General features: G+C 66.7%; 23 protein-coding genes. 13 read left to right on the plus strand and 10 right to left on the minus strand.

What is annotated here, in order from left to right:
* Window positions 1-7: 7 nt before the first annotated feature.
* Window positions 8-2,563, plus strand: a complete 2,556-nt coding sequence (locus LK539_RS02045; protein ID WP_227799241.1) for an ATP-binding protein — start codon at window positions 8-10, stop codon at window positions 2,561-2,563.
* A 107-nt stretch (window positions 2,564-2,670) separates the two neighbouring features.
* The gene (locus LK539_RS02050) at window positions 2,671-3,246 is read left to right on the plus strand and encodes a helix-turn-helix domain-containing protein (RefSeq protein ID WP_227799242.1); all 576 of its coding nucleotides are present in this window, start codon (window positions 2,671-2,673) and stop codon (window positions 3,244-3,246) included.
* A 194-nt stretch (window positions 3,247-3,440) separates the two neighbouring features.
* Here the strand turns inward: LK539_RS02050 and LK539_RS02055 are convergent, their stop codons facing one another.
* The gene (locus LK539_RS02055) at window positions 3,441-3,890 is read right to left on the minus strand and encodes a cupin domain-containing protein (RefSeq protein WP_227799243.1); all 450 of its coding nucleotides are present in this window, start codon (window positions 3,888-3,890) and stop codon (window positions 3,441-3,443) included.
* Window positions 3,891-4,129: 239 nt separating this feature from the next.
* Here LK539_RS02055 and LK539_RS02060 point away from each other — a divergent pair, with 239 nt between their 5' ends.
* Window positions 4,130-5,341, plus strand: coding sequence for a protease complex subunit PrcB family protein (locus LK539_RS02060; RefSeq protein ID WP_227799244.1), 1,212 nt, complete (start codon window positions 4,130-4,132; stop codon window positions 5,339-5,341).
* Between the two features lie 3 nt (window positions 5,342-5,344).
* Here the strand turns inward: LK539_RS02060 and LK539_RS02065 are convergent, their stop codons facing one another.
* Window positions 5,345-7,627 (minus strand): hypothetical protein, encoded by a 2,283-nt coding sequence (locus tag LK539_RS02065; RefSeq protein ID WP_227799245.1) that lies wholly within the window; start codon window positions 7,625-7,627, stop codon window positions 5,345-5,347.
* 90 nt (window positions 7,628-7,717) lie between these two features.
* Window positions 7,718-10,117 (minus strand): EAL domain-containing protein, encoded by a 2,400-nt coding sequence (locus LK539_RS02070; protein WP_227799246.1) that lies wholly within the window; start codon window positions 10,115-10,117, stop codon window positions 7,718-7,720.
* Between the two features lie 114 nt (window positions 10,118-10,231).
* On the opposite strand from LK539_RS02070, the gene arfB reads away from it, so the two are divergent.
* Window positions 10,232-10,648, plus strand: a complete 417-nt coding sequence (gene arfB, locus LK539_RS02075) for an alternative ribosome rescue aminoacyl-tRNA hydrolase ArfB (protein WP_227799247.1) — start codon at window positions 10,232-10,234, stop codon at window positions 10,646-10,648.
* Between the two features lie 38 nt (window positions 10,649-10,686).
* Here arfB and LK539_RS02080 read toward each other — a convergent pair whose 3' ends face one another.
* Entirely contained in the window at window positions 10,687-10,914 is a 228-nt protein-coding gene (locus LK539_RS02080) for a hypothetical protein (RefSeq protein ID WP_227799248.1), read from the minus strand.
* Between the two features lie 86 nt (window positions 10,915-11,000).
* Here LK539_RS02080 and LK539_RS02085 point away from each other — a divergent pair, with 86 nt between their 5' ends.
* Entirely contained in the window at window positions 11,001-11,690 is a 690-nt protein-coding gene (locus LK539_RS02085; RefSeq protein WP_227799249.1) for a GNAT family N-acetyltransferase, read from the plus strand.
* A gap of 7 nt (window positions 11,691-11,697) precedes the next feature.
* Here LK539_RS02085 and LK539_RS02090 read toward each other — a convergent pair whose 3' ends face one another.
* The 3 genes from LK539_RS02090 to imuA form a co-directional block, all read right to left on the minus strand.
* Window positions 11,698-12,147 (minus strand): response regulator, encoded by a 450-nt coding sequence (locus LK539_RS02090; RefSeq protein ID WP_227799250.1) that lies wholly within the window; start codon window positions 12,145-12,147, stop codon window positions 11,698-11,700.
* Window positions 12,148-12,336: 189 nt separating this feature from the next.
* The gene (locus tag LK539_RS02095) at window positions 12,337-13,854 is read right to left on the minus strand and encodes a DNA polymerase Y family protein (RefSeq protein ID WP_227799251.1); all 1,518 of its coding nucleotides are present in this window, start codon (window positions 13,852-13,854) and stop codon (window positions 12,337-12,339) included.
* Window positions 13,784-14,518, minus strand: coding sequence for a translesion DNA synthesis-associated protein ImuA (gene imuA / locus LK539_RS02100; protein ID WP_227799252.1), 735 nt, complete (start codon window positions 14,516-14,518; stop codon window positions 13,784-13,786). Before imuA ends, LK539_RS02095 begins: the two co-directional genes overlap by 71 nt.
* A 230-nt stretch (window positions 14,519-14,748) precedes the next feature.
* On the opposite strand from imuA, the gene LK539_RS02105 reads away from it, so the two are divergent.
* Genes LK539_RS02105 through LK539_RS02115 form a run of 3 tightly spaced genes read left to right on the plus strand, consistent with a single transcriptional unit; the run spans window position 14,749 to window position 16,873 of the window.
* The gene (locus LK539_RS02105) at window positions 14,749-15,987 is read left to right on the plus strand and encodes a putative Na+/H+ antiporter (protein WP_227799253.1); all 1,239 of its coding nucleotides are present in this window, start codon (window positions 14,749-14,751) and stop codon (window positions 15,985-15,987) included.
* Window positions 15,988-16,010: 23 nt separating this feature from the next.
* A complete protein-coding gene (locus tag LK539_RS02110) occupies window positions 16,011-16,448 on the plus strand; it encodes a DUF86 domain-containing protein (RefSeq protein WP_227799254.1) in 438 nt (145 codons plus the stop codon).
* Window positions 16,448-16,873: a DUF4375 domain-containing protein gene (locus tag LK539_RS02115; protein ID WP_227799255.1), complete on the plus strand. Its 426-nt coding sequence runs from the start codon at window positions 16,448-16,450 to the stop codon at window positions 16,871-16,873. Before LK539_RS02110 ends, LK539_RS02115 begins: the two co-directional genes overlap by 1 nt.
* A gap of 9 nt (window positions 16,874-16,882) precedes the next feature.
* Here LK539_RS02115 and LK539_RS02120 read toward each other — a convergent pair whose 3' ends face one another.
* Entirely contained in the window at window positions 16,883-17,974 is a 1,092-nt protein-coding gene (locus LK539_RS02120) for an endonuclease/exonuclease/phosphatase family protein (protein WP_227799256.1), read from the minus strand.
* Window positions 17,975-18,186: 212 nt separating this feature from the next.
* On the opposite strand from LK539_RS02120, the gene LK539_RS02125 reads away from it, so the two are divergent.
* On the plus strand, window positions 18,187-18,342 hold the full coding sequence (locus tag LK539_RS02125; protein WP_227799257.1) for a hypothetical protein: 156 nt from the start codon (window positions 18,187-18,189) through the stop codon (window positions 18,340-18,342).
* Between the two features lie 23 nt (window positions 18,343-18,365).
* On the opposite strand, the gene LK539_RS02130 is transcribed toward LK539_RS02125, so the two are convergent.
* The gene (locus LK539_RS02130) at window positions 18,366-19,391 is read right to left on the minus strand and encodes an NADP-dependent oxidoreductase (RefSeq protein ID WP_227799258.1); all 1,026 of its coding nucleotides are present in this window, start codon (window positions 19,389-19,391) and stop codon (window positions 18,366-18,368) included.
* Between the two features lie 353 nt (window positions 19,392-19,744).
* Here LK539_RS02130 and LK539_RS02135 point away from each other — a divergent pair, with 353 nt between their 5' ends.
* Genes LK539_RS02135 through LK539_RS02145 form a run of 3 tightly spaced genes read left to right on the plus strand, consistent with a single transcriptional unit; the run spans window position 19,745 to window position 21,261 of the window.
* On the plus strand, window positions 19,745-20,203 hold the full coding sequence (locus tag LK539_RS02135) for a hypothetical protein (protein WP_227799259.1): 459 nt from the start codon (window positions 19,745-19,747) through the stop codon (window positions 20,201-20,203).
* 3 nt (window positions 20,204-20,206) lie between these two features.
* The gene (locus LK539_RS02140; RefSeq protein ID WP_227799260.1) at window positions 20,207-21,109 is read left to right on the plus strand and encodes a DUF2145 domain-containing protein; all 903 of its coding nucleotides are present in this window, start codon (window positions 20,207-20,209) and stop codon (window positions 21,107-21,109) included.
* Between the two features lie 11 nt (window positions 21,110-21,120).
* Entirely contained in the window at window positions 21,121-21,261 is a 141-nt protein-coding gene (locus LK539_RS02145; RefSeq protein ID WP_227799261.1) for a hypothetical protein, read from the plus strand.
* A 63-nt stretch (window positions 21,262-21,324) separates the two neighbouring features.
* Here the strand turns inward: LK539_RS02145 and LK539_RS02150 are convergent, their stop codons facing one another.
* The gene (locus LK539_RS02150; protein WP_227799262.1) at window positions 21,325-21,522 is read right to left on the minus strand and encodes a hypothetical protein; all 198 of its coding nucleotides are present in this window, start codon (window positions 21,520-21,522) and stop codon (window positions 21,325-21,327) included.
* 376 nt (window positions 21,523-21,898) lie between these two features.
* Here LK539_RS02150 and LK539_RS02155 point away from each other — a divergent pair, with 376 nt between their 5' ends.
* On the plus strand, window positions 21,899-23,416 hold the full coding sequence (locus LK539_RS02155) for a BCCT family transporter (protein ID WP_227799263.1): 1,518 nt from the start codon (window positions 21,899-21,901) through the stop codon (window positions 23,414-23,416).
* Window positions 23,417-23,644: the final 228 nt, after the last annotated feature.

Here is a 23,644-nt window from a genome sequence, read left to right on the forward strand (position 1 = left end):
GTACGCTATGCAGACGCCCTCGTCCGCCCCTTCCGCCAGCGAACAGGCCCTGAACGCGCGCTGGCGCGCCTTCCAGCTCAGGCTCGCCGACCAGCTCAAGGAACTGTCCTCCCCCACGGCCATTGTGGAAACCGCCACCGGGCTGCTGGCCGGCTACCTCGGCGCGTCGCACTGCTGGTACACCGAAGTCGGCAAGGACGACACGTTCTTTTCCCGCGCCGGCTGGTTCGACAAGGGAATCGCGCCGATGCCGACCTCTGGACGCATCGCCGACTTCGGTCCGGCCGTGATCGCGACCCTCGGTATGGGCAAGGATTTCGTGGTGGACGACGTCGCCGCCGACGCCCGCACCAGCGCGTTCGCCGCCAGTTACGGGACGCTCATGATCGGCGCGCTGCTGGCGGTCCCGATCTTCAAAAACGGACGCTGGCTGGCAAACCTGAACGTGGCCAGGCGCGAGGCTTGCGGCTGGTCCAGCGATGACATCCTGGTCACGCGCGACGTTGCCGAACGCACCTGGTCGGCAGTCGAGAACGCTCTGGCGCAGGCCGACCTGCGCAAGGAGCGCGACCGCAGCCAGTACATCTTCGATACCCTGAGCGAGGGCCTGGTGCTGCTGGCGGCGGACGATACCCTGGCCTATGCCAACGACGCAGCGCTGCGCTTTTGCACCACGCCGCGCGAGGCCCTGGCGGGCAAGCCCTTCCCTGCTGCCTTCCCGGCGCTGGACGGCGCCGGGCTCCGGGCCATGTTCGGAAGGGTGCGCGCCAGCAGCAGGGCGGAAGCGGCCGAATACCCCTGCATCCTGCCGAACGGCGGCCAGGCCTGGCTCGATATCCGCGCCAATCCTTCACTGGAGGACGGCCTGGCAGTCTTCTTCAACGACATCAGCGGGCGCAAGCTGGCGGTGCTGGCGGCGCAGAAGGCAGCGGCACACAAGAGCATGCTGCTCGACCTGGACGAGCGCCTGCGCAGCGTCGCCGACGACCCGTCGGCGATGATGACTGCGGCGACGCGCGAGCTGGCGCGCATCCTCGACGTGCCGCGGGTCGGCTATGTCAGCATGGACGAGTCCGTCGAATACGGCACCGTCGGGCACAATTACAACGACACGCGCCGGGTACCGGAACTGCCGCCGCGCCGCGAACGACTCGACGACTACGGCCTGGCCCTCGCCGCCGACATCCGCGCCGGCCGCGTGATGCGGGTGACCGACCTTGCTACCGATCCGCGCACCGCCGGGCCGGCGGCGCAAGCCCACGCCGAGATCGGTGCACGCGCTTCGGTGGCAGCGCCGATCCAGCGCGCCGGCAAGACCGTGGCCTTCATGTTCGCGCACCACGACCAGCCGCGCGAATGGAGCGACGACGACGTCGAATTGATGCGCGCCACGGCAGCCCGCACCTGGGACGCGGTGGCGCGCGCCCGTGCGGTGCTGGCGCTGCGTGAGACCGACCGGCGCAAGGACGAGTTCCTCGCCATGCTGGCGCACGAGCTGCGCAATCCGCTAGCCCCCATCAGTTCGGCAGCCGACCTGCTGCGCCTCGGACGGCTCGACGAAGCGCGCGTGCGCCAGACCAGCGGCATCATCTCGCGTCAGGTCAGGCACATGACGGGCCTGATCGACGACCTGCTGGACGTCTCGCGCGTTACCCGCGGCCTGGTCAGCCTCGACCGGCGCGAGGTGGACGTGCGGAGCGTGGTCGGCGAAGCAGTCGAGCAGGTCAAGCCCCTGATCGAACTGCGCTGCCACCAGCTGGACATCCAGGTGGCGCCGGGACCGGCGCACGTGTGGGGCGACCAGAAGCGGCTGGTCCAGTGCGTCGCGAATGTCCTCAACAATGCTGCCAAGTACACGCCGGAAGGCGGCAGCATCGTCCTGCGCTTGCACGCTGAGGACGGCCAGGCCGTGATCACGGTCGCTGACAACGGTATTGGCATGAGGCCGGAAGTGGTGGCCCATGCGTTCGAGCTGTTCGCACAGGCGGAGCGCACGTCGGACCGGGCCCAGGGCGGACTCGGCATCGGCCTGGCGCTGGTCAAGAGCCTGGTCGAACTGCACGGAGGCCAAGTGACGCTGTGCAGCGGGGGACTGGGGCACGGCAGCGAGTTCGTCATCCGGCTGCCGCGCTTCGAGGCGGTATCGCTGGCGCCGACGGTCCTGCCCGCGCAAGTGGACGGGCCTGCGGCCGCTGCAGCCACACGGCAGACACAGGTGATGATCGTGGACGACAATATCGACGCCGCCGAAGTACTGGGCGCGCTGTGCGAACTGTTGGGTTACGCGGTCACGATCGAGCATTCGTCCCAACGCGCCCTCGAGCGCGCCATGCAGGAAGGGCCGGAGGTGTGCTTGATCGACATCGGCCTGCCCGACATGGACGGCAACGAGCTGGCCAGCCGCCTGCGCCGCCTTCCCGGGACCGCGCAGTCGATGCTGGTGGCGGTGACCGGTTACGGCCAGGACAAGGACCGGGCAGCCGCCCAGGCGTCCGGCTTCGACCACTACCTGGTCAAGCCGGTCGATGCGGAAACGATCTGGGAACTGCTGCAAGCGCGTTGAGACAGGGGGTAGGCAGGGTCGCATGGGCATGGCGCGCCTTGCCTCCCAGCGCCCGAATGTCATATACTGCGACATCGAGTCACAACCAATGTCAGCATGAAGACCGCATGAAAACACTCAGCGAGAAGCGCCAGGACATGACGCGCGGCCTCATCCTCGACGCTGCCTTCGAATTGCTGCGCGAGGGCGCGGTCAGCGAACTGACCGTGCGCGCCGTCGCCCAGCATGCGGTGATCTCGGAACGCACGGTGTTTCGCTATTTTCCGTCGCGCGAAGCCCTGCTCGATGCGGTCGCCGCCTGGCTGCTCGAGCGGATGGCGATTCCGGCAGTCCCGGAATCGCGCGAAGGCCTGCTGGGCGCGCCGCGCCTGCTGTACCAGGCGTTCGAAGACCGCGCCGACACGACGCGCGCGGCGCTCCATCCCGAATTGATTGGCCGGATCCGCGCCCTGCAGGCCAATGGCCGCTGGGAGGCCGTGTCGCGCCTGCTGGCCGCGATCGCCCCGAAGGCCGGCGCGGCCGAGCAGCGTATCGCGGCGGCGAACATCTGCTACCACCTGACGGCAAGCTCGTGGAATTACTACCGCAGCGCCTTCGGCTTCGAGCTGGAGGAATGCATCGCCTGCGCGGAAGCAGCGGTGCGCCAGGCGCTGGACGGGATTGGCGGCGTCAAGCGCAAATAAACGGGGCCGGGATTATGAGAGTAACAGCCTGCCGACCCAGGCCAGGTTAATGATCCAGGGCGCCAGCGCCAATAAGGGCAATAACAGCGGTAATTCAGCCCCGATGAATTCCGGATCGGGGTTTCTGTTTATTTCCGTGAATATGTCCGGAAACTGCTCGGGCAATAACATCATCACTCCAGGCATTAAGCGGATCAGCCCGGCGGGGAGAAACGGACCTGGTGACGCTCGCCGATCGCCAGCATCTTGTCCAGGTCGGCAGGCATGTTCCTGACATGCGCATCGACTTCCCGGAAGAAGGTTTCGGCATGGGCCGGCGCATCGAAAATGATCACCCGCGCCGGGGTGTCGGACTGTCCTTCGAAGGCGTGTTCAGTGTCCGCCGGGGCATACAGGAAGTCGCCCGCCCGCATCAGGTGGCGCTCGCCGCCGACGAGGAAACCAACTTCGCCGCTGACGACGTAATAGGCTTCGCCCCAGGGGTGGGCATGGGGCGGCGCGCCCGAACCCTTGGGCAGGGTGACTTCCATCAAAGACCATTGATTGCCCGTCTGGGCTGCCGTGCACAGGAAACGCGTTTGCGTGCCGAGGATGCGCAGGGCATCGCCCTCGCCTTGCCGCGTGATGACCGCTTGGTTCGACATCTCTTCCTCCATCATGAATGTCACACACTATGACATTGTGACTCACGCACTGTCAACACAAAAATGCAGGCATTGTCGCGAATGCGACGGCAGCTCTCTCCTTTGGAATGGGCCCTACAAATCAGGGACAATTTATCGACAGTTTAGGAAAGAAATGCGGTGATCGAATCCCTAGCATGTTTACGCGATTGAATTAATCAAGCTCATCCGCATAAACACGATTTTGCAAAGGGAATACCATGAAACAAACCGGATTCATTCTTATCGGCGCCGCATTCTGCGCCACCCTCGCCGCCTGCGGTGGCGGCAGTGACAGTCCGGCCATGCCGGACCGCCTGGCCGGCAACGGCATCGCCGTCGGCGAGCCGAACGGCGGCGCCCCAGTCGTCTCCGAGTTCATCAAGCTGGCCCAGGACGCGAGCTGCGCCACCACGCGCAACAATCTGTTCGTCGTCGACGGCAAATATGTGCTGTGGGACCGTGCCGGCGAGTGCGCCGACAATGCCGCCGCTCTCAAGCTGATGGGACCGACGCCGGGCGCCGTGCTGTGCGAAGCGGCGGACGGCATCGCCGGGCCGCGCAGCAGCTGCAGCGACGACAAGCTCCTGCCGCTGTTCGACACCATGCGCAAGAACGTCGACAAGCCCGACCTCGGCCTGGGCAGCAGCCACCGCGTCGACTACGTTCCTTTCCTGCCGAAGCCCGACACCTCGCTCTCGTTCACGCCGCTGGTGGAAGACAGCTATTCGAAGATCGCGCAGCCGCGCCAGGTCGTGGTGCGCGACGCCGCCGCCTGGGCCGCGCTCTCGGCCGAGCATGGCCAGGCGCGCCCGCTGCCGGAAGTCGACTTCAGCCGGCACATGCTGGTCGGCGTCTTCGCCGGCAATACGGCCGATGCGTGCACGACGAGCTTCGTCGCCCACATCGTCTCGCGCGGCGGCAAGCTGGTGGTCGAATACGTGGAGCGTGACACCAGCCAGGTGGAGGCCTGCGCCCAGGTGGTCGGCCAGCCGATGCAGATCGTGCAGCTCGCACGCGTCGATGCGCCGGTAGAGTTCAGCAAGGTGACGATCGAGCGCCTGGCCTTCCGCACCCTCGACCAGCGTGCCTACTCCCGCATCGCCACGCCGCGCAAGCTGGTGGTGCGCGATGGCGCGACCTGGGCCGCGCTGTGGGCCGAACACGCCGGCGCCACCGTCGTGCCGGACGTCGACTTCGACAGCAAGATGGTGATCGGGGTCTTCCTGGGATCGCGGCCCAGCGGCTGCTACGGCACCAGCATCGAACGCCTGACCCTGACCGGCGACAAGCTGATGGTCGTGCACGTCGACACCGAGCCCGGCCCCGGCGTCGCCTGCACCCAGGCCTTCACCTCGGCGGCCCACCTGGTCGTGGTCGACCGCAGCGAGCGTGCGGTCAGCTTCGAAGCCCTGGTGCGCACGCTCAAGTAGGCGCTACAGCTCCCACTGCAGCTTGAACGTCAGCGACTTGCTGCGCGTGCCGACCAGCGGCATCTTTTCATCCACGTAGCCGGCCGAGGCGATGCGCCCGTGGCGCCACTGGTAGCGGTACAGCAGCGAGCGGTGCACCTGGCGTTCGTTCCAGGCTTCGAGCGTCGTCACGCCATCGTCGCGCCGTGCGGCCCAGGTGTTCTGGGCCAGCAGGCGCAGCGAGTCGCGCGGGCTGAAGTGCAGGTTGGCGAGCCAGCGCCAGGCATTGTCGGCAAAGGCCGGAGACCCTAGCGTGCCCTGGACCCAGGCGCGATTGAAGTGGTGGTCGAGTTCCAGCGACCAGCCCCGGCGCAGGGGGAAGCGCAGGCCGACGTCCAGCGTCACGTTGCCGCCCGGGCCGACCCGGTCGGCGTCGGCATCGAGCTGGCGCCCGAGCGCGATTTCTCCCGCAATCTTCGAGACCCAGGGCAGCGGCGTGCTCGCAAAACCAAGGTGCAGCGCGCGCGTGTCGTGCAGTTTGCCGCGGGGGCGGGCACGCTGGCGGTCGAAGCCGAGCAGGGTCCAGAACTCGGTCTGGCGCGGCGCCATCATCCAGATGCCGGGGCGCAGTTCGCGCGTGACGACTTCGCCGCCCAGCTGTCCGCTGGCGCGGTCGTGCAGGGTGCGCACCTCGGCCAGCTGCAGCAGGGTCTCGAACTCGTACAGCTCCAGCCCCGCGAAGGATTGCTGGCCGCGCTTGCGGGCGATTTCGGCCGTGCCCTTGACGATACCGGCCTGCGGCACGAAGCCGTTGTCGTTCACGAAACCGGGCGCGATCGCTTCCAGCGCGAACTCGTTCCACCAGTCGTCCGAACTGTGGATGTATTTGGCGTGCAGGTAGCCGCCCGACTGACGGCCGCGGCGCAGCGGCCGCCCATCCTCGTCGAAGCCGGAGGTGGTGCGCGCATGCATGGCGGTGACGACGGCCTGTCCCTGGGCGCCGCCGAAAGTGTCGCCGCGCCACTGGGCGTCCATGCCGATCACGTCATTGCTCCCCAGGTCCTCGACCGCGCGCTGCGAGGCAAAGGCCCCCAGCAGCAGGCCATCGCCGTGCCAGCGCCCGCGCCACAGGCTGGCCCGGGTCGGACGCGGCTGGATATACTCGAGGGTCTCGTAGGGCCGGCCGCGCAGCACCAGGCCGCCCTCCTGGTCGCGCAGGCTCATGGCAGTGGCGTCGGCATCGGCCGCGCGCCAGGTGGCGCGCAGGCCCCAGGCCGGATTGCCCACGGTACGCGAATAAAAGGCCGGCAGCGGCAGGCCGAGCACATCGGCGCTCTCGAGGAAGAAGCCGCGCTTTTCCGGCAGACTGAGGGCGATGTTGCCGGCGCCCTGGGACACCGGCTGGTCGACCTCGACCTGCGAATAGTCCGGGTTGATGGTGGCGTTGAACACCCAGTCGGCGCGCGGCCGCGCATTGATCTCCAGGCCCAGTTCGGCCTGGTGCCCGCGTCTGGGCAGGCCTTCGTGTGCGCCACGCTCGGCGCGCAGGGTCAGTTCGGGGCGCAGCTCGAGGAAGCGGCGGTCGCGCACCGCGGCCACGGTGTCGTCCATGCCCTCGACGTCGCGCAGGAAGGACAGGTGGCTTAGGGCATCCAGGCGCAGCGGCGCGCTGACCAGCAGGGTGCCGTCGGCGTGCGGCACGCTGCGCTCGACCAGCAGGCGCCAGTCCTTGCCGCCGCGGTAGGGAAAACGCAGGTTCGACAGCGGCCAGCGCACTTCCATGCTGTAGCCGTCGGGCAGGCGCGTGACCGCGGCTTCGACCGGGAAGTCCGGACCGAGGTCGGATTCGTCGTCGTCCGCCCGGTGCAGGCCGTCGCTGACCACGCCGGCCAGGTTCACGCGCACGAACTGGGCGGCGCGGCCGTGGCCGACGGGGTCGATCCAGATGCCGATGAAGTCCTGGTCGAGGTCGACCTTATCGCGCCGCGCCAGCGCCCCGCGCATTCTGTCCGGTGCGTCGTCCCAGGCGCGGATGCCGAACACCAGGGCCTGATCGTCGACCAGCAGCTGCACCGTGGTGCGCAGGCCGCCTGCGGCCTCCTTGCCGTCGCGCGGGGCGTGCTTGTGGAAGCCATCGTAGGCCGGAGCGCGCTGCCAGGCGGCGTCGTCGAGGCGGCCGTCGATGGCCGGAGCGGGGCCGGCATTGCGCACGGCGCGCAGGCCATGGCGCTCGTCGGCAGCGACAGCGTCGGCGGCAAGCAGGATGCTCAGGGCGATACCGGGAAGGCGATACGGGAAGCGCGACACGTTCGGAGAAGAAGAGGCAGACAACCGGCGAGTGTAGCATGTGCCTTTGACAACAGGGACCTGCAACACCCCCTCCCATTCGGGAGAGGCTCAATCCGGCAAGCGGGCGTCCTTGGCGACCATCTCCTGCAGCGTCTCGCGCGGCAGCGCCGGGCTGAAATAATAGCCCTGCATTTCGTCGCACTCGTGCTGGCGCAGGAAGGCGATCTGTTCGCGCGTCTCGACGCCTTCCGCGATCACCTTCAGCCTGAGGTTGTGGCCGAGCGCGATGATGGCGCGCGTGATGACGAGCTGGCCGTCGTGGCCGACGTCGCCCAGGAAGGAACGGTCGATCTTGATGTAATCGACCGGGAATTTCTGCAGGTGGCTCAGGCTCGAATAGCCGGTCCCGAAGTCGTCGATCGACAGGCGCACGCCGAGTGCCTTGAGCTGGGCCAGCGCCTCCAGCGCTTCTTCCGGATGGTCCATCAGGTGGCTTTCCGTCACCTCGAGTTCGAGCTTGCGCGGGTCGACTCCATGGCGGCGCAGGCGCTCGCCGAGCCGCTCGGCGAACTGGCGCTGGCGCAGCTGGCGCGCCGACAGGTTGACCGCGATGACGAAATCGTCGACGCCGAGCGCCGCCATGGCCTTGAGCGCGGCGCAGGCCTCGTCGATCACCCACTCGCCCAGCGGCACGATCAGTCCGGTTTCCTCGGCCACCGGGATGAAGCGCTCGGGCGGAATCAGCCCGTCCACCGGGTGGCGCCAGCGCACCAGTGCTTCGGCCCCCACGACCTTGCCGCTGCGCAGGTCGACCTTGGGCTGGTAATCCAGCACCATTTCGTTGTCGCGGATGGCACGGCTCAGGTTCGCTTCCAGCATCAGGTGCTCGTGCACGATCTGGTTCAGCTCGGCCGAATAGAACTGGAAGTTGTTCTTGCCGAGGGTCTTGGCGTGGTACATGGCGGCGTCAGCGGCGCGCATCATCTTCTCAAGACTGTCGCCGTCGTCGGGAAAGACGCTGACGCCGATGCTGGTGCCGGGGACGATCTCGTGCTCCCCGACCCGGACCGGCGCGGTGATGCTGCGGCGGATGCGCTCGATCAGTTCGGCGACCTCGGCGTGGCTGGCCGGATCGCAGATGAGCAGGACGAATTCGTCGCCGCCCATGCGGGCGATGGTGTCTTCCTCGCGCATGCTGGCGCGCAGGCGCTGGGCCACTTCGCGCAACACCGCGTCGCCGGCGTCGTGGCCGAAGTTGTCGTTGATGTGCTTGAAGTTGTCGAGGTCGAGGAAGGCCAGCGCCACCATGAAGCCGTCGCGCTCCGCGCACTCGATAGCGTGGCGCAGGCGCTCCTGCAGCAGGTTGCGGTTGGCCAGGCCGGTGAGCGGGTCGTGGTGGGCCAGGTGGTGCAACCTGCGCTCGTAGTGACGGGCTTCGGTGATGTCGTTGATGACCCCGACAAAGTGGGTGATGTCGCCGTCGAGGTTGGCCACCGGGTCGATGCGCAGGTCGTTCCAGAACACCTCGCCGTTCTTGCGCACGTTGCGCAGCACGGCGCGCACGCCTTCCTTGCGCCGCAGGGCCTCGCGGATGCGGCTGCGCTCGTCCTCGTCGCAGCCGTCGATGCGCATGAAGCGCGGGTCCGAGCCGCGGATCTCGGCCAGGGTGTAGCCGGTGATGCGCTCGAAAGCGGGATTGACGTATTCGATCCGGTGCTCGCCTTCTTCGCAATGGGTGATGACGATTGCGTTCAGGCTCGAGTAGATGGCGCGCTCGCGCACCCGCAGGCCGTGCTCGGCCTGCCGGCGCGCGGTGATGTCGAGGCCGGTGCCGAACACGACCGGTACATTGCCCAGCGTACTGCGGGCACACTGGAACAGGAAGGAGCTGCGCTTGCCGTGCTTGCTCACCAGCTCGGCCTCATGGGTAGAACAGCCGGTCTCGAAGGCGCCGAGGATCTTGTCGACGATCAGGGGCCGGTCCTTGTCGTCGAAGAAAAACTTGACGTTCGTGCTCGGCAGCTCCCCGGCCTGCATCTCGAGCGCTTCTTCCAGCGCACGGTTCCACAGCAGCAGGTGGCCGCTCTGGTCGATAACATAGAACACGCAGGGCAGCGACTCGATGAGGTCGGCCACCGGCAGGTCCTGGATCAGGGCGTAGCGCGGCGGATGGCGGCCATTGCGCGGGATCAGGATGACGCTGTAGGTGCCGGGGGCATCGGGGTCGAAGGACTGGGGCGCGACCGTGATGCGCACCGGCAGGCGCTGGCCGTCGGCGGTTTTCAGGACGCCTTCGTTCTCGGCATCGGCGCGCGCCGCCAGGCGCAGCTTTGCCCCCGACGCAGCGGCGCCCGGCGGCTCGCCGAACTCGACGATGCGGTCCAGGGTCATGCCCTGGATGTCGGCCGCGCCGTAGCCGGCCAGCTTTTCGCAAGCCTTGTTCCAGCTCCTGACGGTGCCTGCCGCATCGACGACGAACACGGCAAGGGGCAAGGGCGAGAGGTTCAACGCTTCTCCTGGATGGCCGCATGTGGGGGGCGGCGCGCAGTGAACGTACTTTGTCAATACATCATAGCGCAGCGCGCCACTGCCGGGTCGCACGCGAGGACAGGCTGCCTTACAATGCGCAACATGGGACAGGCAACGGCGGTGATCGATCCGGCGCAAGTGGAATTCAGCGCGATCCGGGCGCAGGGTCCGGGCGGACAGAACGTGAACAAGGTGTCGTGCGCAGTGCACGCGCGCTTCGACGTGGCCGCCTCGTCCCTGCCGGCGGACGTCAAGGAGCGCCTGCTGGCGCTGCGCGACGCGCGCATCACCACGGAGGGCGTGATCGTCCTGAAGGCCCAGGGCTCGCGCAGCCTCGAGCAGAACAAGCTCGATGCACTGGCGCGCCTGCAGGCGCTGGTGGACCGCGCAGCAAGCGTGCCCCTGGTACGCCGCGCCACCCGGCCAACGCGCGGATCGCAGCTGCGCCGGCTCGACTCGAAGGCGAAGAGCAGCCGGGTCAAGGCGCTGCGCGGCAAGGTCAGCGAGTAGGAAAGCGGGCGCGTAGCCAGGGCGCCCAGCCGGGCCGTCTAGCCTTGGGCGGCTCCGCCCGCGCCCGCCTTCTGGATCATGGCGGCCACATTCTGCAGCTCGCGCACCACGCCGATGACGGTGGGCTCGAATCGTTCGAACATGTACTGGGTGGCGGCTTCGGCGCTCAAGCCTTCCGGCGTTTCGTGCACCAGGCGCTTCATCGCCAGTTCGCGCACATGGTAGGCAAACAGCAGCTCGCTGTAATCGGTCGTCTTGGTTTCCATCGCTTCCTCATCCGCTTCATCCAGACCGGGACAATAGCATGCGGTCGGCGCTATCATCTTGCCGTCGACATTACGGAAGCACGCCCATGTCCCCTGCCCTGCATGCTGCGCTCGACCGGCCGGTCTGGTCGGCCCTCACCGGCGGCCACCGCCACTTCGCCCTCGGCGCTGCGCTGGCCAAACGCTACCCGCGCGATGTCGGTCCCTTCGCCGCCCTGGCCGACGACAGCCGGGAAGCCTGGGATGCCCTGGGCGCGCTGTTGCAGCCCGGCGAGGCCGTCATGCTGGTCACGCCTTCGGCGCCGCCGCAAGCAGCCGGCTTTGCGCTCACTCCGCTCGATCCGGTGCTGCAGATGATCGCCACGCGTGCGCCTGAGCCATCCACGCTGCCCTTGCTGGTGCTGGGTGCGGCGGACGCGCCTGACATGCGCGCGCTGGCCGAGCTGACCAATCCAGGACCGTTTGCCGGGCGCACCCACGAGCTGGGCGAGTTCCTCGGCATCCGCGCAGGCGGGCGGCTGGCGGCGATGACGGGAGAGCGGATGCGCCCGACGGGTGCGGTCGAGGTGAGCGCGGTGTGCGTGCATCCGGATTTCCGTGGCAAGGCCTATGCGCGCCAGCTTCTGGCCGAGCGCACGCGCCGCATCGCCGCGCAGGGCGACCAGCCTTTCCTGCATGTGTATCCGAGCAACAAGGGTGCGATCGCCCTGTACGAATCCTTGGGCTATGTGGTGCGGACCCAGCTGCACCTGACGCGTGTTGCGCTGGCGCCTTGATGCCGGCTCAGGTGTGCAGAAGCTTGAGGAGATGGTCGATCCGGTAGGGTTTGGCGATGAACAGCTGCTTGAGCGGCTGGCCGTTGAACATGGACGGGGCCATGTAGCCGGATGCCAGGATGATCTTGACCTTGGGATAGTTGCGTGAAATCCGCTCGGCCAGTTCCAGGCCATTCATGCCGGGCATCATGACGTCGGAAATGACGGCGTCGATGTCGGGATGGGTGGCCAGCAGCTCGAGGGCCTGGGCGGCGGAATAGGCGACCATGGCATCCAGACCATGCGCCGACAGCAACATCTCGGCCAGGTCGGCGACGTCGGCTTCGTCATCGACGACCAGCACCTTGCGGATGCCGCCCACCTGCGCTTCCGTGTCTTCCCCGTAGGGCTGTCCAGCACCAGGAGGGAATCCCGGATGTCCCGCGCTGCACCAGCGGCTGCTCATCAAGCCGAACACTCAGCCTCCATCCCATGCATGATCGATTGCCGACGCAGGCGCAATGCAACATGCACGCCGCCTGTCGACCTGGCGCTAGTATCGCGCAAACGCGCAAATTGAAGCGCCCGGTTAGCCGCACCATGACCCCGCGCGGATATGCATGGGACACGCGGCCCGCGCCTCGCGCAGCAGGCCGCAGCCGCCGTGCTAGCCGAACAGCCCGTGCAGGTACCAGCGCGGCTCGGCATCCTCGCCCGACCCGACGATGCGCTCGCGGTAGATCCAGTACAGCGTATGGTCCTGGCCTTCCGCAATGAAATAGTCCCGGGTTTGCGTGTCGCTCCACCAGCCGGCCTCGATGCGCTCAGGCGTCGAGGCCACCTTGAGCGGCGAACCGTAGAAGGGTCGGTGGTTGCGTATAAGCAGCGCGATCGGCTTGGCCAGCAGCCAGCTCGGGCGCGGCAGGCTGGACACGTCCGGCGGCAGGCGCGCCGCAGCCTGCGCCGCACGCTCGGCCTTCTGCTGCACCGGCACCCATTCGTTAGCGACCTCGGGCCGGTAGTCGGCCTGCGGCAGCGCCTGCAGCACGTTGTCGGCGCCCAGCCGCGCCACCAGCAGCTCGAGCATGCGCATGCGGTCTTCCTCGCTGCCGCCCGGCTCGGGAAACAGCGATTCGGTGGGCGGCGCCATCGCCCTCACCTGCCGCGCCTCCAGGCCGAGGCCGATGACCGGCGCCGGCAGCTCCTGGCGGGCCAGGCGTTCCTTGAGCAGGCGCACCAGGTGCTCGTCGCGCCAGCTCGGCTCGGCCAGGGCGATCTCGAGCGGCGTGGGCGGCATCCCCACCCGTCCGCGCTCGTGTTCCATCAGCAGCGTGATGCGCTCGACCGCAAGCTGGCGCGCGCACAACCAGCCGACCAGCTGCAGCACCAGGTGACGGGCGCCGGCCAGCAACAGATCGGCCTGCTCGATGCGGTCGAACAGTTCCAGCCGGGCGCGGAAACTCTCGGGCGGCGCGACCCATTCGAACAGCTCGGGACACATGCCGTAGGCGGCGTCGAGGGTGTCGAGCAGTTCGCGCCCGCAGCGCCGTTGCAGGCCGGGGCGCGGCAGGCGCCGCAGCTCGCCCAGGCGCTCGCAGCCGATGCCTTCGAACCAGGACATGTAGGGCCGGGCCGGCGGCAGCAGCGCCACCGGCAAGTGTTCCAGGCGGCGCTCGAGCGAGGCCATGCGCAGCGCACGTCCGCGGCCCTGCCGCTGGCCATGGGCAAGCCGGTTGGCGCCGGCGCGCGCCAGCAGCCAGGCCGCGCGCGCCGTCGGCGCACAGCTGATGGAGGCCGTGAAGCCGAGCGCCTGCAGGCTGGCGCGCACCCGTGCGCACAGGGCGCGGATGCCGCCGAACAGGCGCAGGCTGGCGCCGATGTCGAGCAGCAGCGTCGCTTCCTCGGCCAGCGCGACCTGGGGCGTGAATTGCAGCATCGCCAGCGCGACCGCATCGAGCGCCTCGGCTTCGCGCGCGGGGTCGCGCTCGTGCAGGCGCGCCTCGGGCATGAGCATCAGCACGCCGCCGCGCCGCATGCCGCGCCCGACGCCGGCGGCGCGTGCCAGCGGCGAGACCGCCAGCACGCGCTCCTGCTCGAGCACGACGCTGCCCGCGTCATTGCACCAGTTGGGGCTGAAGATTTCGAGCGCCAGCTGGGGTAGGGACAGGCCGATCCACAAACGCATGTCGTTGCAGGAGAGAAGAAGCAAGTGGTAAACCAAGCGGCAGGAACAGCGGCGCATCGCGCTGCGGCCCCCGGCGCTTGACGAAGTCGATGTGCACGCCGCCGGCCGCCGGGCGCAGGGCCAGGCGCAGCGGCGCGGGCGAGGCATCCTGGGCCGCGGCCAGCGGGCGCAGCATGAAGAACAGGGTTTCGCCGGCCTGGGCCGCCAGGTGCAGGCGGCGCAGGCTTTCGCCGCGTGCATGGTTGGCCCAGAACAGCAGCGCGCCGCAGCTACCGCTGCGCAAGACCTGCTCGGCCGCCCACAGCGCGTCGGCACTGCGGCTGGTACGCAGCCACAGCAGTTGCGAAGGTTGCAAACCCAGCGCAGCCAGCGCCAGGGCCTGGGGTGGATGGGGCGGCTGCAGCAGGACGATGCGGCGTTCGGCGCAGGCCTGCAGGGCCGGGCGCAGCAGGCGCATCTCGCCGATGCCGGGCTGTTGCTGCAGCAGTTCGACGAGGGTGCCGACGGGCCAGCCGCCACCCGGCAGCTGGGGCGACAGCGCCGCATGACCGGTGTCGATGCAGCGCGTGCCGGAGCGCGCCAGCTGCGAGGCGCGCCACAGCGAAGGGTGCAAAGCCTCCGGCGCAGCCAGCGGGGATACCCCCGGTGTGGATGAGCAATTCATATGGGTTGGCAAACAAATACTGTATAAACGTACAGTACTCGTTGAGCCCGGGTTTGGCAAGGTGTATTCATTTCGGCCATACCAGTTGGGTGATTGGTATTGACAGAAGCTAAAGGTGCTCTCTGCCCGACAATCCAAGGCCGTCGCTGCGAAACATGGAATAATGCGGCTTCGTCCATTACCATCCAGACAATGCGCAATCTGTCTCCCGCACGCCACGGAGTCCATCCGTGACCACGCTCCAGCTCACCGGCGCCATCCTGTTCGCGATCGCCCTCGTCCATACCTTTTCCACCAAGCTGTTCCATTCGCTCGCGCGGCGCCATCCGCGCCATGCCGGCCTGTTCCACCTGCTGGGCGAAGTCGAGGTGGTGTTCGGTTTCTGGGCCTTCGTGCTGATCCTGGCCATGGCGCTGCTGGCCGGCGGGAGCGAGGCCATCCGCTATGCGGAAACGCGCCAGTACACCGAGCCGCTGTTCGTGTTCGTGGTGATGGTGATCGCTGCCTCGAAGCCGGTGCTGGACGCCGTGCGCGACCTGCTCGCCCTGCTCGCCCGCCTGGCCCCGGTGCGCACCGAGGTGGCGCTGTGCTGGCTCGGCCTGGCGCTGGTGCCCTTGGCCGGTTCCCTGATCACCGAGCCGGCCGCGATGACCCTGGCGGCCCTGATGCTGGCGCCCCAGGTGTTCCGTCCCGGCATTCCGGAATGGATGAAGTACGGTGCGCTGGGCGTGCTGTTCGTCAACGTCTCGATCGGCGGCACCCTCACCGCCTATGCCGCGCCGCCGGTGCTGATGGTGGCCGGCACCTGGGGCTGGGACAGCGCCTACATGGCCGCCACCTTCGGCTGGCGCGCCGCGCTGGCGGTGTGCATCAACGCGACGGTCGTGACCCTGCTGCTGCGCCGCCACCTGGCGCCTGGCGCCGTGGTGGAAGATGTCCGCATGCCGGTCATCGTGTCGCTAGTTCACCTGCTGCTGTTGGCGGGCGTGGTGCTGCTGGCGCACCACCCGGTGCTGTTCATCGGCCTGTTCCTGCTCTTCCTCGGCTATACCCAGGCCTACCCCAAGCACCAGTCGCCGCTGATCCTGAAGGAAGGCCTGCTGGTCGGCTTCTTCCTGGCCGGGCTGGTGGTGCTGGGCGGCATGCAGCAGTGGTGGCTGCAGCCGCTGGTCTCCAGCCTGGAGCCGACCGCGCTGTTCTTCGGCGCGCTGGCCCTGACCGCAATCACCGATAATGCGGCACTGACTTACCTCGGTTCGCTGATCGAAGGCCTGTCCGAGCACGCCAAGTACATGCTGGTGGCCGGCGCGGTCGGCGGCGGCGGGCTGACCGTGATCGCCAACGCCCCCAACCCGGCCGGCGCCGCCCTGCTGCGCGAGGGTTTCAATGACGGTTCGATCGGCATGGGCGGGCTGTTCCTGGGAGCGTTGGGGCCGACTTGTGTAGCGGCGCTGATGTTCCTGATCTAACTAAAAGACGCGCGGAGGGTTTGATGGACGACGACATCCTGATTCACAAGGCCGGCACGATCGAACGCTGCTGCCGGCGCGCGCGGGAAGAGTACGAAAAGGACCCGACCACGTTTGTTACCGACCTGACGCGCCAGGATGCGGCCACCCTCAACGTGATCCGCGCCTGGGAAGCGGCCATCGAGATGGGCGACTACGTGATCGGCAACGCCAGGCTCGGCCTGCCGCACGACGAGCGCGAAGTCATCACCCTGCTGGCCGAGCACGGCTGGATCCAGCCCACGCTGGCCGAGGACCTCAAGCGTACCGGCGAATTCTGCCGCGCCGAATGGGATTACCAGGAAGCGCCGCTGCCGGCCCTGGTGACCATCATCAAGCGGGGGCTGGATGATTTCACCCTGTATGCCCAAGCCCTGGTCGCCGGCGCCGCCAGCGTGGAAGGAAGGTCGGGAGACCAATAATGGTGCAGGGCAAGGATATGCTGTCGACCTGCTATACCATGTTCGAACAGCTAGGCAAGCCGCTCGAGCACCTCAACGATCCCTGCCGCAGCGCTATCATCGTCGACACTGCTCTCGGCATCATTGGCAATGGCGGATTTCAGTATTTTTTCGAGGCAAATTTCTCGGACAATCCCGACTATGGGATCTTTGTCGACGCATTCCAGCGCGTCGGCTTGAACGAGATCGCGCAAGGTCTTGCCGCCCTGCTTGCAATGTTTCCGTTCGAAGCGCCACACCAGTCTGCTGAACGGCGCCAGCGCTTTCTCGAGGCTAGTTCCGACGAATTCGAACAGGCCATGCAGCGGCTGGAAGATCTCATCTATGCCCGCAAAGACCTCGACTCTGTCGTGGAAGATTTCCTCAAGCGTTCAAGGGCAGCATAAGCCCCGGCCTCACGCCTGGGGTTCGTGCACGTCGTCCACCGTCACATCCTCGGCGGCGATCTTTTCATCGGCCAGCGCATGGTCTTTCTCGTCCGCGACCAGTCCTTCCTGGCCGGCGCCGTGCTTGCTGTCATAGGTCAGTTCGACCAGCATCGGGAAATGGTCCGAGCCGAAGGACGGCAGGCGCCGGATGAAGGACAGCGTGAAATGCTCGCTGTGGAACAGGTGGTCGAGCGGCCAGCGCGCGAACCAGAAGCCGGCATGGAAGGTATTGAACATGCCGCGTCCGATGCGCGGATCGAGCAGGCCGCTGATCTTGCGGAACAGCCGGGTCGTGGTCGACCACGCCACGTCGTTCAGGTCGCCGGCGACGATCACCGGCGTCGCCAGGCCGGCCTCGGCCACGCTCTTGGCCACCACTAACAGTTCGGCGTCGCGCTGGGTCGATTCCATGTGCTCGGTCGGGCTCGGCGGCGTCGGGTGCAGGAAGTGCATGCGCACCTTGTGCCCGGACGGCAGCACCACAAGGGTGTGCATCGAGGGGATGTCGTCCTCGACCAGGAACTGGATCGCGCTGTCCTCGAGCGGATAGCGCGAATACACGTGCATCCCGTACAGGTTCTCCAGCGGGCACTTAAGCGAATACGGATAGTCCTTTTCCAGCACATCCAGCCTTTCCTGCCACCATGCATTGGTTTCCAGGGTGACGAAGATGTCCGGATTGTGCACACGGATCAGGGTGATCAGGCCTTCGGCATTCCGGTTCGGCATCAGGACATTCGCAGTCAGGATGCGGAACTGCCGGCTGCTGTCGGCGATCACGGCGGGCTTCACTTCACGGGGATAGGCTTTGGTATAGGGAATGATCCACCAAGCCTGGTAGGCCAGGCAGGCGGCATTCGCCACCAGCAGCCAGTGGAAATGGCTGTCGCGCCAGTCGAGGAACACGAACTGCCCGACCAGCACCGCCAGCGACAGGATGGCCAGCTGCAGGCGCGGGAAATCGAGGTCGCGGATCCACCACCCGGTACATCGCAACAAGGGCAGCAGCGTCGCGAGGACGATGACGGCAACCAGGGTCACGAAGGTAGGCAGCAGCATGGCGATCTCAAAGTCGGTTATGGCTCATCAATACAATGCCTCGAATATGCTCCTTTCCGGCGTAGCCGTCTGTGCGTTAGCGTGCGTATGCGCGCTAAGTAATATGGTGCATTCTGGAAATTTGTAAGAATTCTTTTCAGTTTGGCCGTAACACTTGAAACTTTTGGCAGAGGCCGTAATCTCACCCTTAACCGAACTCCAGAGGCGGCCCTATGAATACCATTCACATAGCACAAGCGAGACATTTCCCGAAACGCCGGCCAGGACGCAAGCAGCGCGTCAATGTCTATCCGCTGCTGGGCTTGCTCCTTGTCGCGCTAGCGGCAGTGCTCGGTTACGGCGCCCTCTACTTCCTGCTCTGGGGCTGACGCCCCCCTCCGAACAGCCAGATTCATTCGCCCAGCTTGACGACCAGCTTGCCGAAATTGCGCCCCTGCAGCAAATCGATAAAGGCGGCCGGTGCCCGCTCCAGGCCCTCGACAATGTCCTCACGGTAGCGCAGTGAGCCGTCGGCAATCCAGCCCTGGGCTTCCTGCAGGAAGGCAGGCCGCAGGTTCGCAAATTCGCGCTGGATAAAACCGCGGATCGTCAGACTCTTCTTCAGCACGTCGCGCATCACGAGCGCCAGGCGGTCCGGTCCCGGTTCGGCCTGGGGCAAGGCGTTGTACTGCGAGATCAGGCCGCAGACCGGCACCCGGGCGAAATCGTTCAGCAGCGGGAACACCGCATCGAACACCTTGCCGCCCACGTTTTCGAAATAGACGTCGATGCCTGCCGGGCAAGCACTGGACAGCTGCTGTGCGAAATCAGGCGCGCGGTGGTCGATCACGGCGTCGAAGCCCAGCTCATCGCGCACAAAGGCGCACTTGTCCGGCCCGCCCGCAATGCCGACCGCACGCGCGCCCTTGATGCGGGCAATCTGCCCCACCGCCGAGCCCACCGCGCCGCTAGCCGCGGCCACCACCACGGTTTCGCCCGGCGCCGGGCGGCCGATCTGCAACAGGCCGGCCCAGGCCGTAAAGCCCGGCATGCCGAGCACGCCGAGCGCGGTGCTGGGTGGGGCCGCGGCTGGGTCGAGCTTGCGCAGGTCGGCGCCATCCGAGAGCGCATAGCGCTGCCAGCCCGAATGCGACAGCACGATGTCGCCCACGGCGTAGCCATCCAGGCGCGAAGCGACCACGCGCGCCAACGTACCGCCTTCCATCACAGCGCCGATCTCGACCGGTTTGGCATAGGACTTGGCATCGTCCATCCTGCCGCGCATGTAGGGGTCGAGCGACAGGTACAGGACTTCCAGCAGCAGCTGGCCCTCAAGGGGAACGGGGATAGGTTCGTCCACGATCCGGAAGTTTTCAAGTCGCGGCAGGCCCTCGGGACGGGAAGCGAGCAGGACCCGCTGGTTCATGGCTTGTGTCATCGGCACCTCCTGGTGGTTACGTACTCGCCCCGAAATCAATGTGTTTTTGGCTGCCATAACCGGCGCGCTGCTGCGTTGGCTCCTGCTTGCAGTGCTCGCACTGCGGCGCACTCGCCGCCTTGCATCACATCGGCAAGCCGCACCTCCGGTTCTGTTTGCCAAAACTCACATTGATTTCTTGTCGAGTACTTAGCAAAAGGAACATGCTACGCCGGATCGCGGATTCTTTCCGGAGCCACCCCAGGATGAGCCATTACAAGAACTTACAGATTTAGCTCGACAGCCGCCTTCTCAAGGGTTCGCGCGGCTTGTACCATAGGCGCCATCCGTCCGATCTCATCGAAAGACACATCATGAACACCAGTACTTTCTCGCGCGCCCTGTGCCTGGCCGCTTTCGCGCTCGCCTGTGCCGCCCCAACCCAGGCCACCAGCCTGACCTCCTCCGCTTCCAGCGCGGGTTCGGCCTCGTCCGGCAGCATTTCCGATTCGATCGGCGCTTCCAGCAACAGCTCTAGCGGCGACGACCGCGTGGCCGCGGGCGACTATCGCGTGATCGACATCGCCCAGGCGCCGGCCAAGCCGGACACTACCCGCATGACCCTGCGTGCGGTCGCCGGCGCGCGCGAATTCACGCTCGACGTGCCGAACCGCGCGCTGACGGATCGTGGCGTGGACAAGGGCGAACTGGTGCAGGTCAGCGAGCGCGTCTATGGCTTCGAGTTCGCGCACGCCGACACCAAGCGTTCCTTCTTCCTGGCCCTCCAGGACGACTGGTACCGCGACCTGGCTTCGCGCAAAGTCACCATCTGATCGATGTTCCGCCAGCTTGCCCTTGGCGCCCTGCTGCTGGGCGCGAGCGCCGGCGCATGGGCGGGCCTCCCTGTCTTCTGCCAGCAGTCGCTTGATATCGGCGCCGCCGGGCAAGACCGCGTGCTGCGCTTCGCCGGCGTGGTCAAGGCCGAACTGGAACGCTCAGGCAGCAATGTCGCCCTGATCTCGCGCGCCGGCCTCGACCTGAGCCGCTTCGGCCAGCTGTACTCGCACGCCGGCATTGCCCTGCGCGACAATCCCGGCGGTCCCTGGGCCGTGCGCCAGCTCTACTATGCCTGCGACGAATCGCGCCCGCGCCTGTTCGACCAGGGCATTGCCGGCTTCGCGCTGGGCGCGGATGCGCCTGCGCGCGGCCATGTCTCGCTGCTGTTCCTGCCCGAAGAAGACGGCGCCCGCCTGGCCCGGACTGCGCTCGACAAGCGCCTGGCGCTGGCCCTGCTGGCCGGCCAGTACAGCGCCAACGCCTATGCCTATGGCACCCGCTACCAGAACTGTAACCAATGGGTGGCGGAAGTGCTCGCCAGTGCCTGGGGGCGCCTTGAGGGCGAGGCCAGCGCGCACCCGCGCGAGGATGCCCAGCAATGGCTGCGCGCCCAGGGCTATGCCGCCGGCCCGGTCACGATCCCATCGCGCTGGATGATGTTCGCCGGCCAGTTCGTGCCGCTGGTGCACCTGGACGACCACCCGGACCAGGACGTCGAGGCGCTCGCGCTGCAGGTCAGCGTCCCGGCCTCGATCGAAGCCTTCGTGCGCCGCCAGGCGCCGCAGACGCGCCGCGTCGAGCTGTGCCACACGCAGGAACGCATCGTAGTGCGGCACGGCTGGGAGCCGCTGGGCCCGGACTGCAAGCCAGGACCAGATGACGAAGTGACTGTGCTGGAATAAGAGGAGACAACATGCTTGCCGAGCTGATCTTGAACGTTTTCGGTGAAATAGCCGCCAGACGATACCGCACCGTACGTTGGATCGTGTGGCTGATTCTCCTCGCCGTGATCGCGCGGATCATCTACGCCTGCATGAAAGGCCCAATTTCCTGACCTAGATCCTCGGATACAAAAAAGCCTGCGCGAGGCAGGCTTCGAGAGGGGTTTGCTGGACGCTTATTTCGCTGCAGCGTCGGCCAGCTTGCGCAGGACTGCGGGCGAGACGGAATCGCGGCCGCGGCTCATCTGGTACAGGGTAAACAGGTCGGGCGCATTGGCGTGCACGGCGGCAGGCGCCGGGCGGCGAAACAGGCTCTGGATGAAACCGAAGGCGGTATTGATGACCTGGGCGGACACGGGCAGGGAGCTGGGCATGATCTTCTCTCTTGGAATCGTTTTGGATGCTTCCAGTATGATCCCTTCCAGATAGAAATCAAATTGCGATCCATGATGATCGCCATTCACCGATCGACTATCTCCCCATACCCGTGTACATTTGCTAAAACATTTGTGCAAATGCACGATGTGTTACACTGCAGACCGCTGGCCCAGGCCAGCCCTACTATTCCTCTCGCCAGTCGGGTCATCGCGTCGCTGCCACAGCAACGCGATGCGTGCCCCTCTGAAGCCTGTCATGCAGGCTATCCGTCAAAGTGCAAGGTGGCCACACGTGCCGGGGCCGTGTCGTGCCCACGCCACGCCCGCCTTGCCTGCCTGCGGCAGCGTCCGCACGCATCAATAAGGAGAACTCATGCAAATGCTCTGCTCTGCGGGCTTTATCTTTCTCATCGTGTTATGGGGCATCCTCGCCCCCGACAACATGGCGTCCGTGTTCGACACCATGCTCGCTTCGCTCACCCGCAACTTCGGCTGGTTCTACCTGTGGGTGGTCCTCGGGCTGGTGTTGTTCGCCGCCTATGTCGCCTTCAGCCGCTACGGCAGCCTGAAACTCGGCGGCGAGGACGACGAACCGGAATTCAGCGTCGGCAGCTGGTTCGCCATGCTGTTCGCTGCGGGCATGGGCATCGGCCTGGTGTTCTGGGGCGTGGCCGAACCTATTTCCCATTACGTCACCGCGCCGCCCGGCGTCACCGCCGGCACCCCGGAAGCCGCCAACGCCGCCATGCGCTATGTGTTCTTCCACTGGGGTATCCACCCCTGGGCCGTGTACAGCGTGGTGGCGCTGGCGATCGCCTTCTTCCAGTACCGCCGCGCCGGCAACTCCCTGATCAGCACCGTCACCAGCTCACTGCCCTGGCGCCCCGTGCGCGCCATGTCCGGACTGTTCAATGGCCTGGCGGTGGTGGCCACGGCCTTCGGCGTGGCCGCCTCGCTCGGCGTCGGCGCACTGCAGATCAACAGCGGCCTGAACGCCGTGTTCGGGCTCGCCATCAGTCCCGCCTCGCAGGTCGCGATCATCGTCGTGACCGCCGCCATGTTCATTGTCTCGGCCGTGAGCGGCGTGGAAAAGGGCGTCAAGCTGCTGTCCAACGTGAACATGGCGATGGCGGCCCTGCTCGCCCTCGCCGTGTTCCTGCTCGGCCCCACGGTGGCGATCATCGACACCTTCACCAATACCCTGGGCAGCTATGCCAGCGAGATCGTGCGCATGAGCCTGCGCGCCACGCCCTTCCGCGACAGCAGCTGGGTGGCCAACTGGACCATCTTCTACTGGGCCTGGTGGATTTCGTGGTCGCCCTTCGTCGGCCTGTTCATCGCGCGCGTCTCGCGCGGCCGCACCATCCGCGAGTTCATCATCGGCACCGTGCTGGCTCCGTCGCTGGCGGCCTTCGTCTGGTTCTCGATCTTCGGCGGCACCGCGCTCTACCTGGAGATCTGGCAGCACATCCCGCTGGCCGACGCCGTCAAGGCCGACCTGGCCACGGCCCTGTTCGCGATGTTCGAGGCCCTGCCTTTTGGGAGCATCATGTCGGTGGTGGCCACGCTGCTCGTGGTGGTCTTCTTCGTGACCTCGGGCGACTCGGCCGTGCTGGTGCTGGGCATGATGAGCCGCGGCGGCGACCCGAACCCGCCGGCCCGTACCAAGCTGGTCTGGGGCATCCTGATCGCCGGCATCGCCATCAGCCTGCTGCTGGCGGGCGGGATCGACGCGGTGCAGACGGCCACCATCCTGTTCGCCCTGCCCTTCGCGCTGGTGATCGTGCTGATGGTGATTGCCCTGTGGCGCGCCTTGCGCGAAGACTGGCAGGAAGAGGCGCGGCGCGAACGCGCGCTGCGGCGCCGGATGCGCGAAATGGCGGCGCACTAGATCTTGCGTGACCCGTAGGGTGGTCGGCTATGCCGACCGCGCGTTCAAATAACGTATGAGCAGATGTTGCGTCTGCTCATATGCTGGCTGGACGCGCGGTCGGCCGAGCCGATCACCCTACCGCACGCGTGCCTCGGCTGTAGCCAAACTGGTATCATGCGCGTTTTCCGGACCGTGGCCCGGACTCTGTCCGACAGCGCGCCCGTCCCTTACCCTACAGAACATCAA

It is taken from the genome of Massilia sp. IC2-476, from assembly GCF_020707295.1.
Taxonomy (GTDB): Bacteria; Pseudomonadota; Gammaproteobacteria; order Burkholderiales; family Burkholderiaceae_D; genus Telluria.

What these genes read in the sequence shown, in the direction of transcription:
- LK539_RS02045 (WP_227799241.1), top strand. Translation starts at nt 8, where the DNA reads ATGCAGACGCCCTCGTCCGCCCCTTCCGCCAGCGAACAGGCCCTGAAC.
- LK539_RS02085 (WP_227799249.1), top strand. Translation starts at nt 11,001, where the DNA reads ATGTCCCCTGCCCTGCATGCTGCGCTCGACCGGCCGGTCTGGTCGGCC.
- LK539_RS02130 (WP_227799258.1), bottom strand. Translation starts at nt 19,391, where the DNA reads ATGACACAAGCCATGAACCAGCGGGTCCTGCTCGCTTCCCGTCCCGAG.
- LK539_RS02125 (WP_227799257.1), top strand. Translation starts at nt 18,187, where the DNA reads ATGAATACCATTCACATAGCACAAGCGAGACATTTCCCGAAACGCCGG.
- LK539_RS02150 (WP_227799262.1), bottom strand. Translation starts at nt 21,522, where the DNA reads ATGCCCAGCTCCCTGCCCGTGTCCGCCCAGGTCATCAATACCGCCTTC.
- LK539_RS02140 (WP_227799260.1), top strand. Translation starts at nt 20,207, where the DNA reads ATGTTCCGCCAGCTTGCCCTTGGCGCCCTGCTGCTGGGCGCGAGCGCC.
- LK539_RS02155 (WP_227799263.1), top strand. Translation starts at nt 21,899, where the DNA reads ATGCAAATGCTCTGCTCTGCGGGCTTTATCTTTCTCATCGTGTTATGG.
- LK539_RS02050 (WP_227799242.1), top strand. Translation starts at nt 2,671, where the DNA reads ATGAAAACACTCAGCGAGAAGCGCCAGGACATGACGCGCGGCCTCATC.
- LK539_RS02095 (WP_227799251.1), bottom strand. Translation starts at nt 13,854, where the DNA reads ATGCGTTTGTGGATCGGCCTGTCCCTACCCCAGCTGGCGCTCGAAATC.
- LK539_RS02120 (WP_227799256.1), bottom strand. Translation starts at nt 17,974, where the DNA reads ATGCTGCTGCCTACCTTCGTGACCCTGGTTGCCGTCATCGTCCTCGCG.
- arfB (WP_227799247.1), top strand. Translation starts at nt 10,232, where the DNA reads ATGCGCAACATGGGACAGGCAACGGCGGTGATCGATCCGGCGCAAGTG.
- imuA (WP_227799252.1), bottom strand. Translation starts at nt 14,518, where the DNA reads ATGAATTGCTCATCCACACCGGGGGTATCCCCGCTGGCTGCGCCGGAG.
- LK539_RS02060 (WP_227799244.1), top strand. Translation starts at nt 4,130, where the DNA reads ATGAAACAAACCGGATTCATTCTTATCGGCGCCGCATTCTGCGCCACC.
- LK539_RS02080 (WP_227799248.1), bottom strand. Translation starts at nt 10,914, where the DNA reads ATGGAAACCAAGACGACCGATTACAGCGAGCTGCTGTTTGCCTACCAT.
- LK539_RS02135 (WP_227799259.1), top strand. Translation starts at nt 19,745, where the DNA reads ATGAACACCAGTACTTTCTCGCGCGCCCTGTGCCTGGCCGCTTTCGCG.
- LK539_RS02145 (WP_227799261.1), top strand. Translation starts at nt 21,121, where the DNA reads ATGCTTGCCGAGCTGATCTTGAACGTTTTCGGTGAAATAGCCGCCAGA.
- LK539_RS02115 (WP_227799255.1), top strand. Translation starts at nt 16,448, where the DNA reads ATGGTGCAGGGCAAGGATATGCTGTCGACCTGCTATACCATGTTCGAA.
- LK539_RS02055 (WP_227799243.1), bottom strand. Translation starts at nt 3,890, where the DNA reads ATGTCGAACCAAGCGGTCATCACGCGGCAAGGCGAGGGCGATGCCCTG.
- LK539_RS02110 (WP_227799254.1), top strand. Translation starts at nt 16,011, where the DNA reads ATGGACGACGACATCCTGATTCACAAGGCCGGCACGATCGAACGCTGC.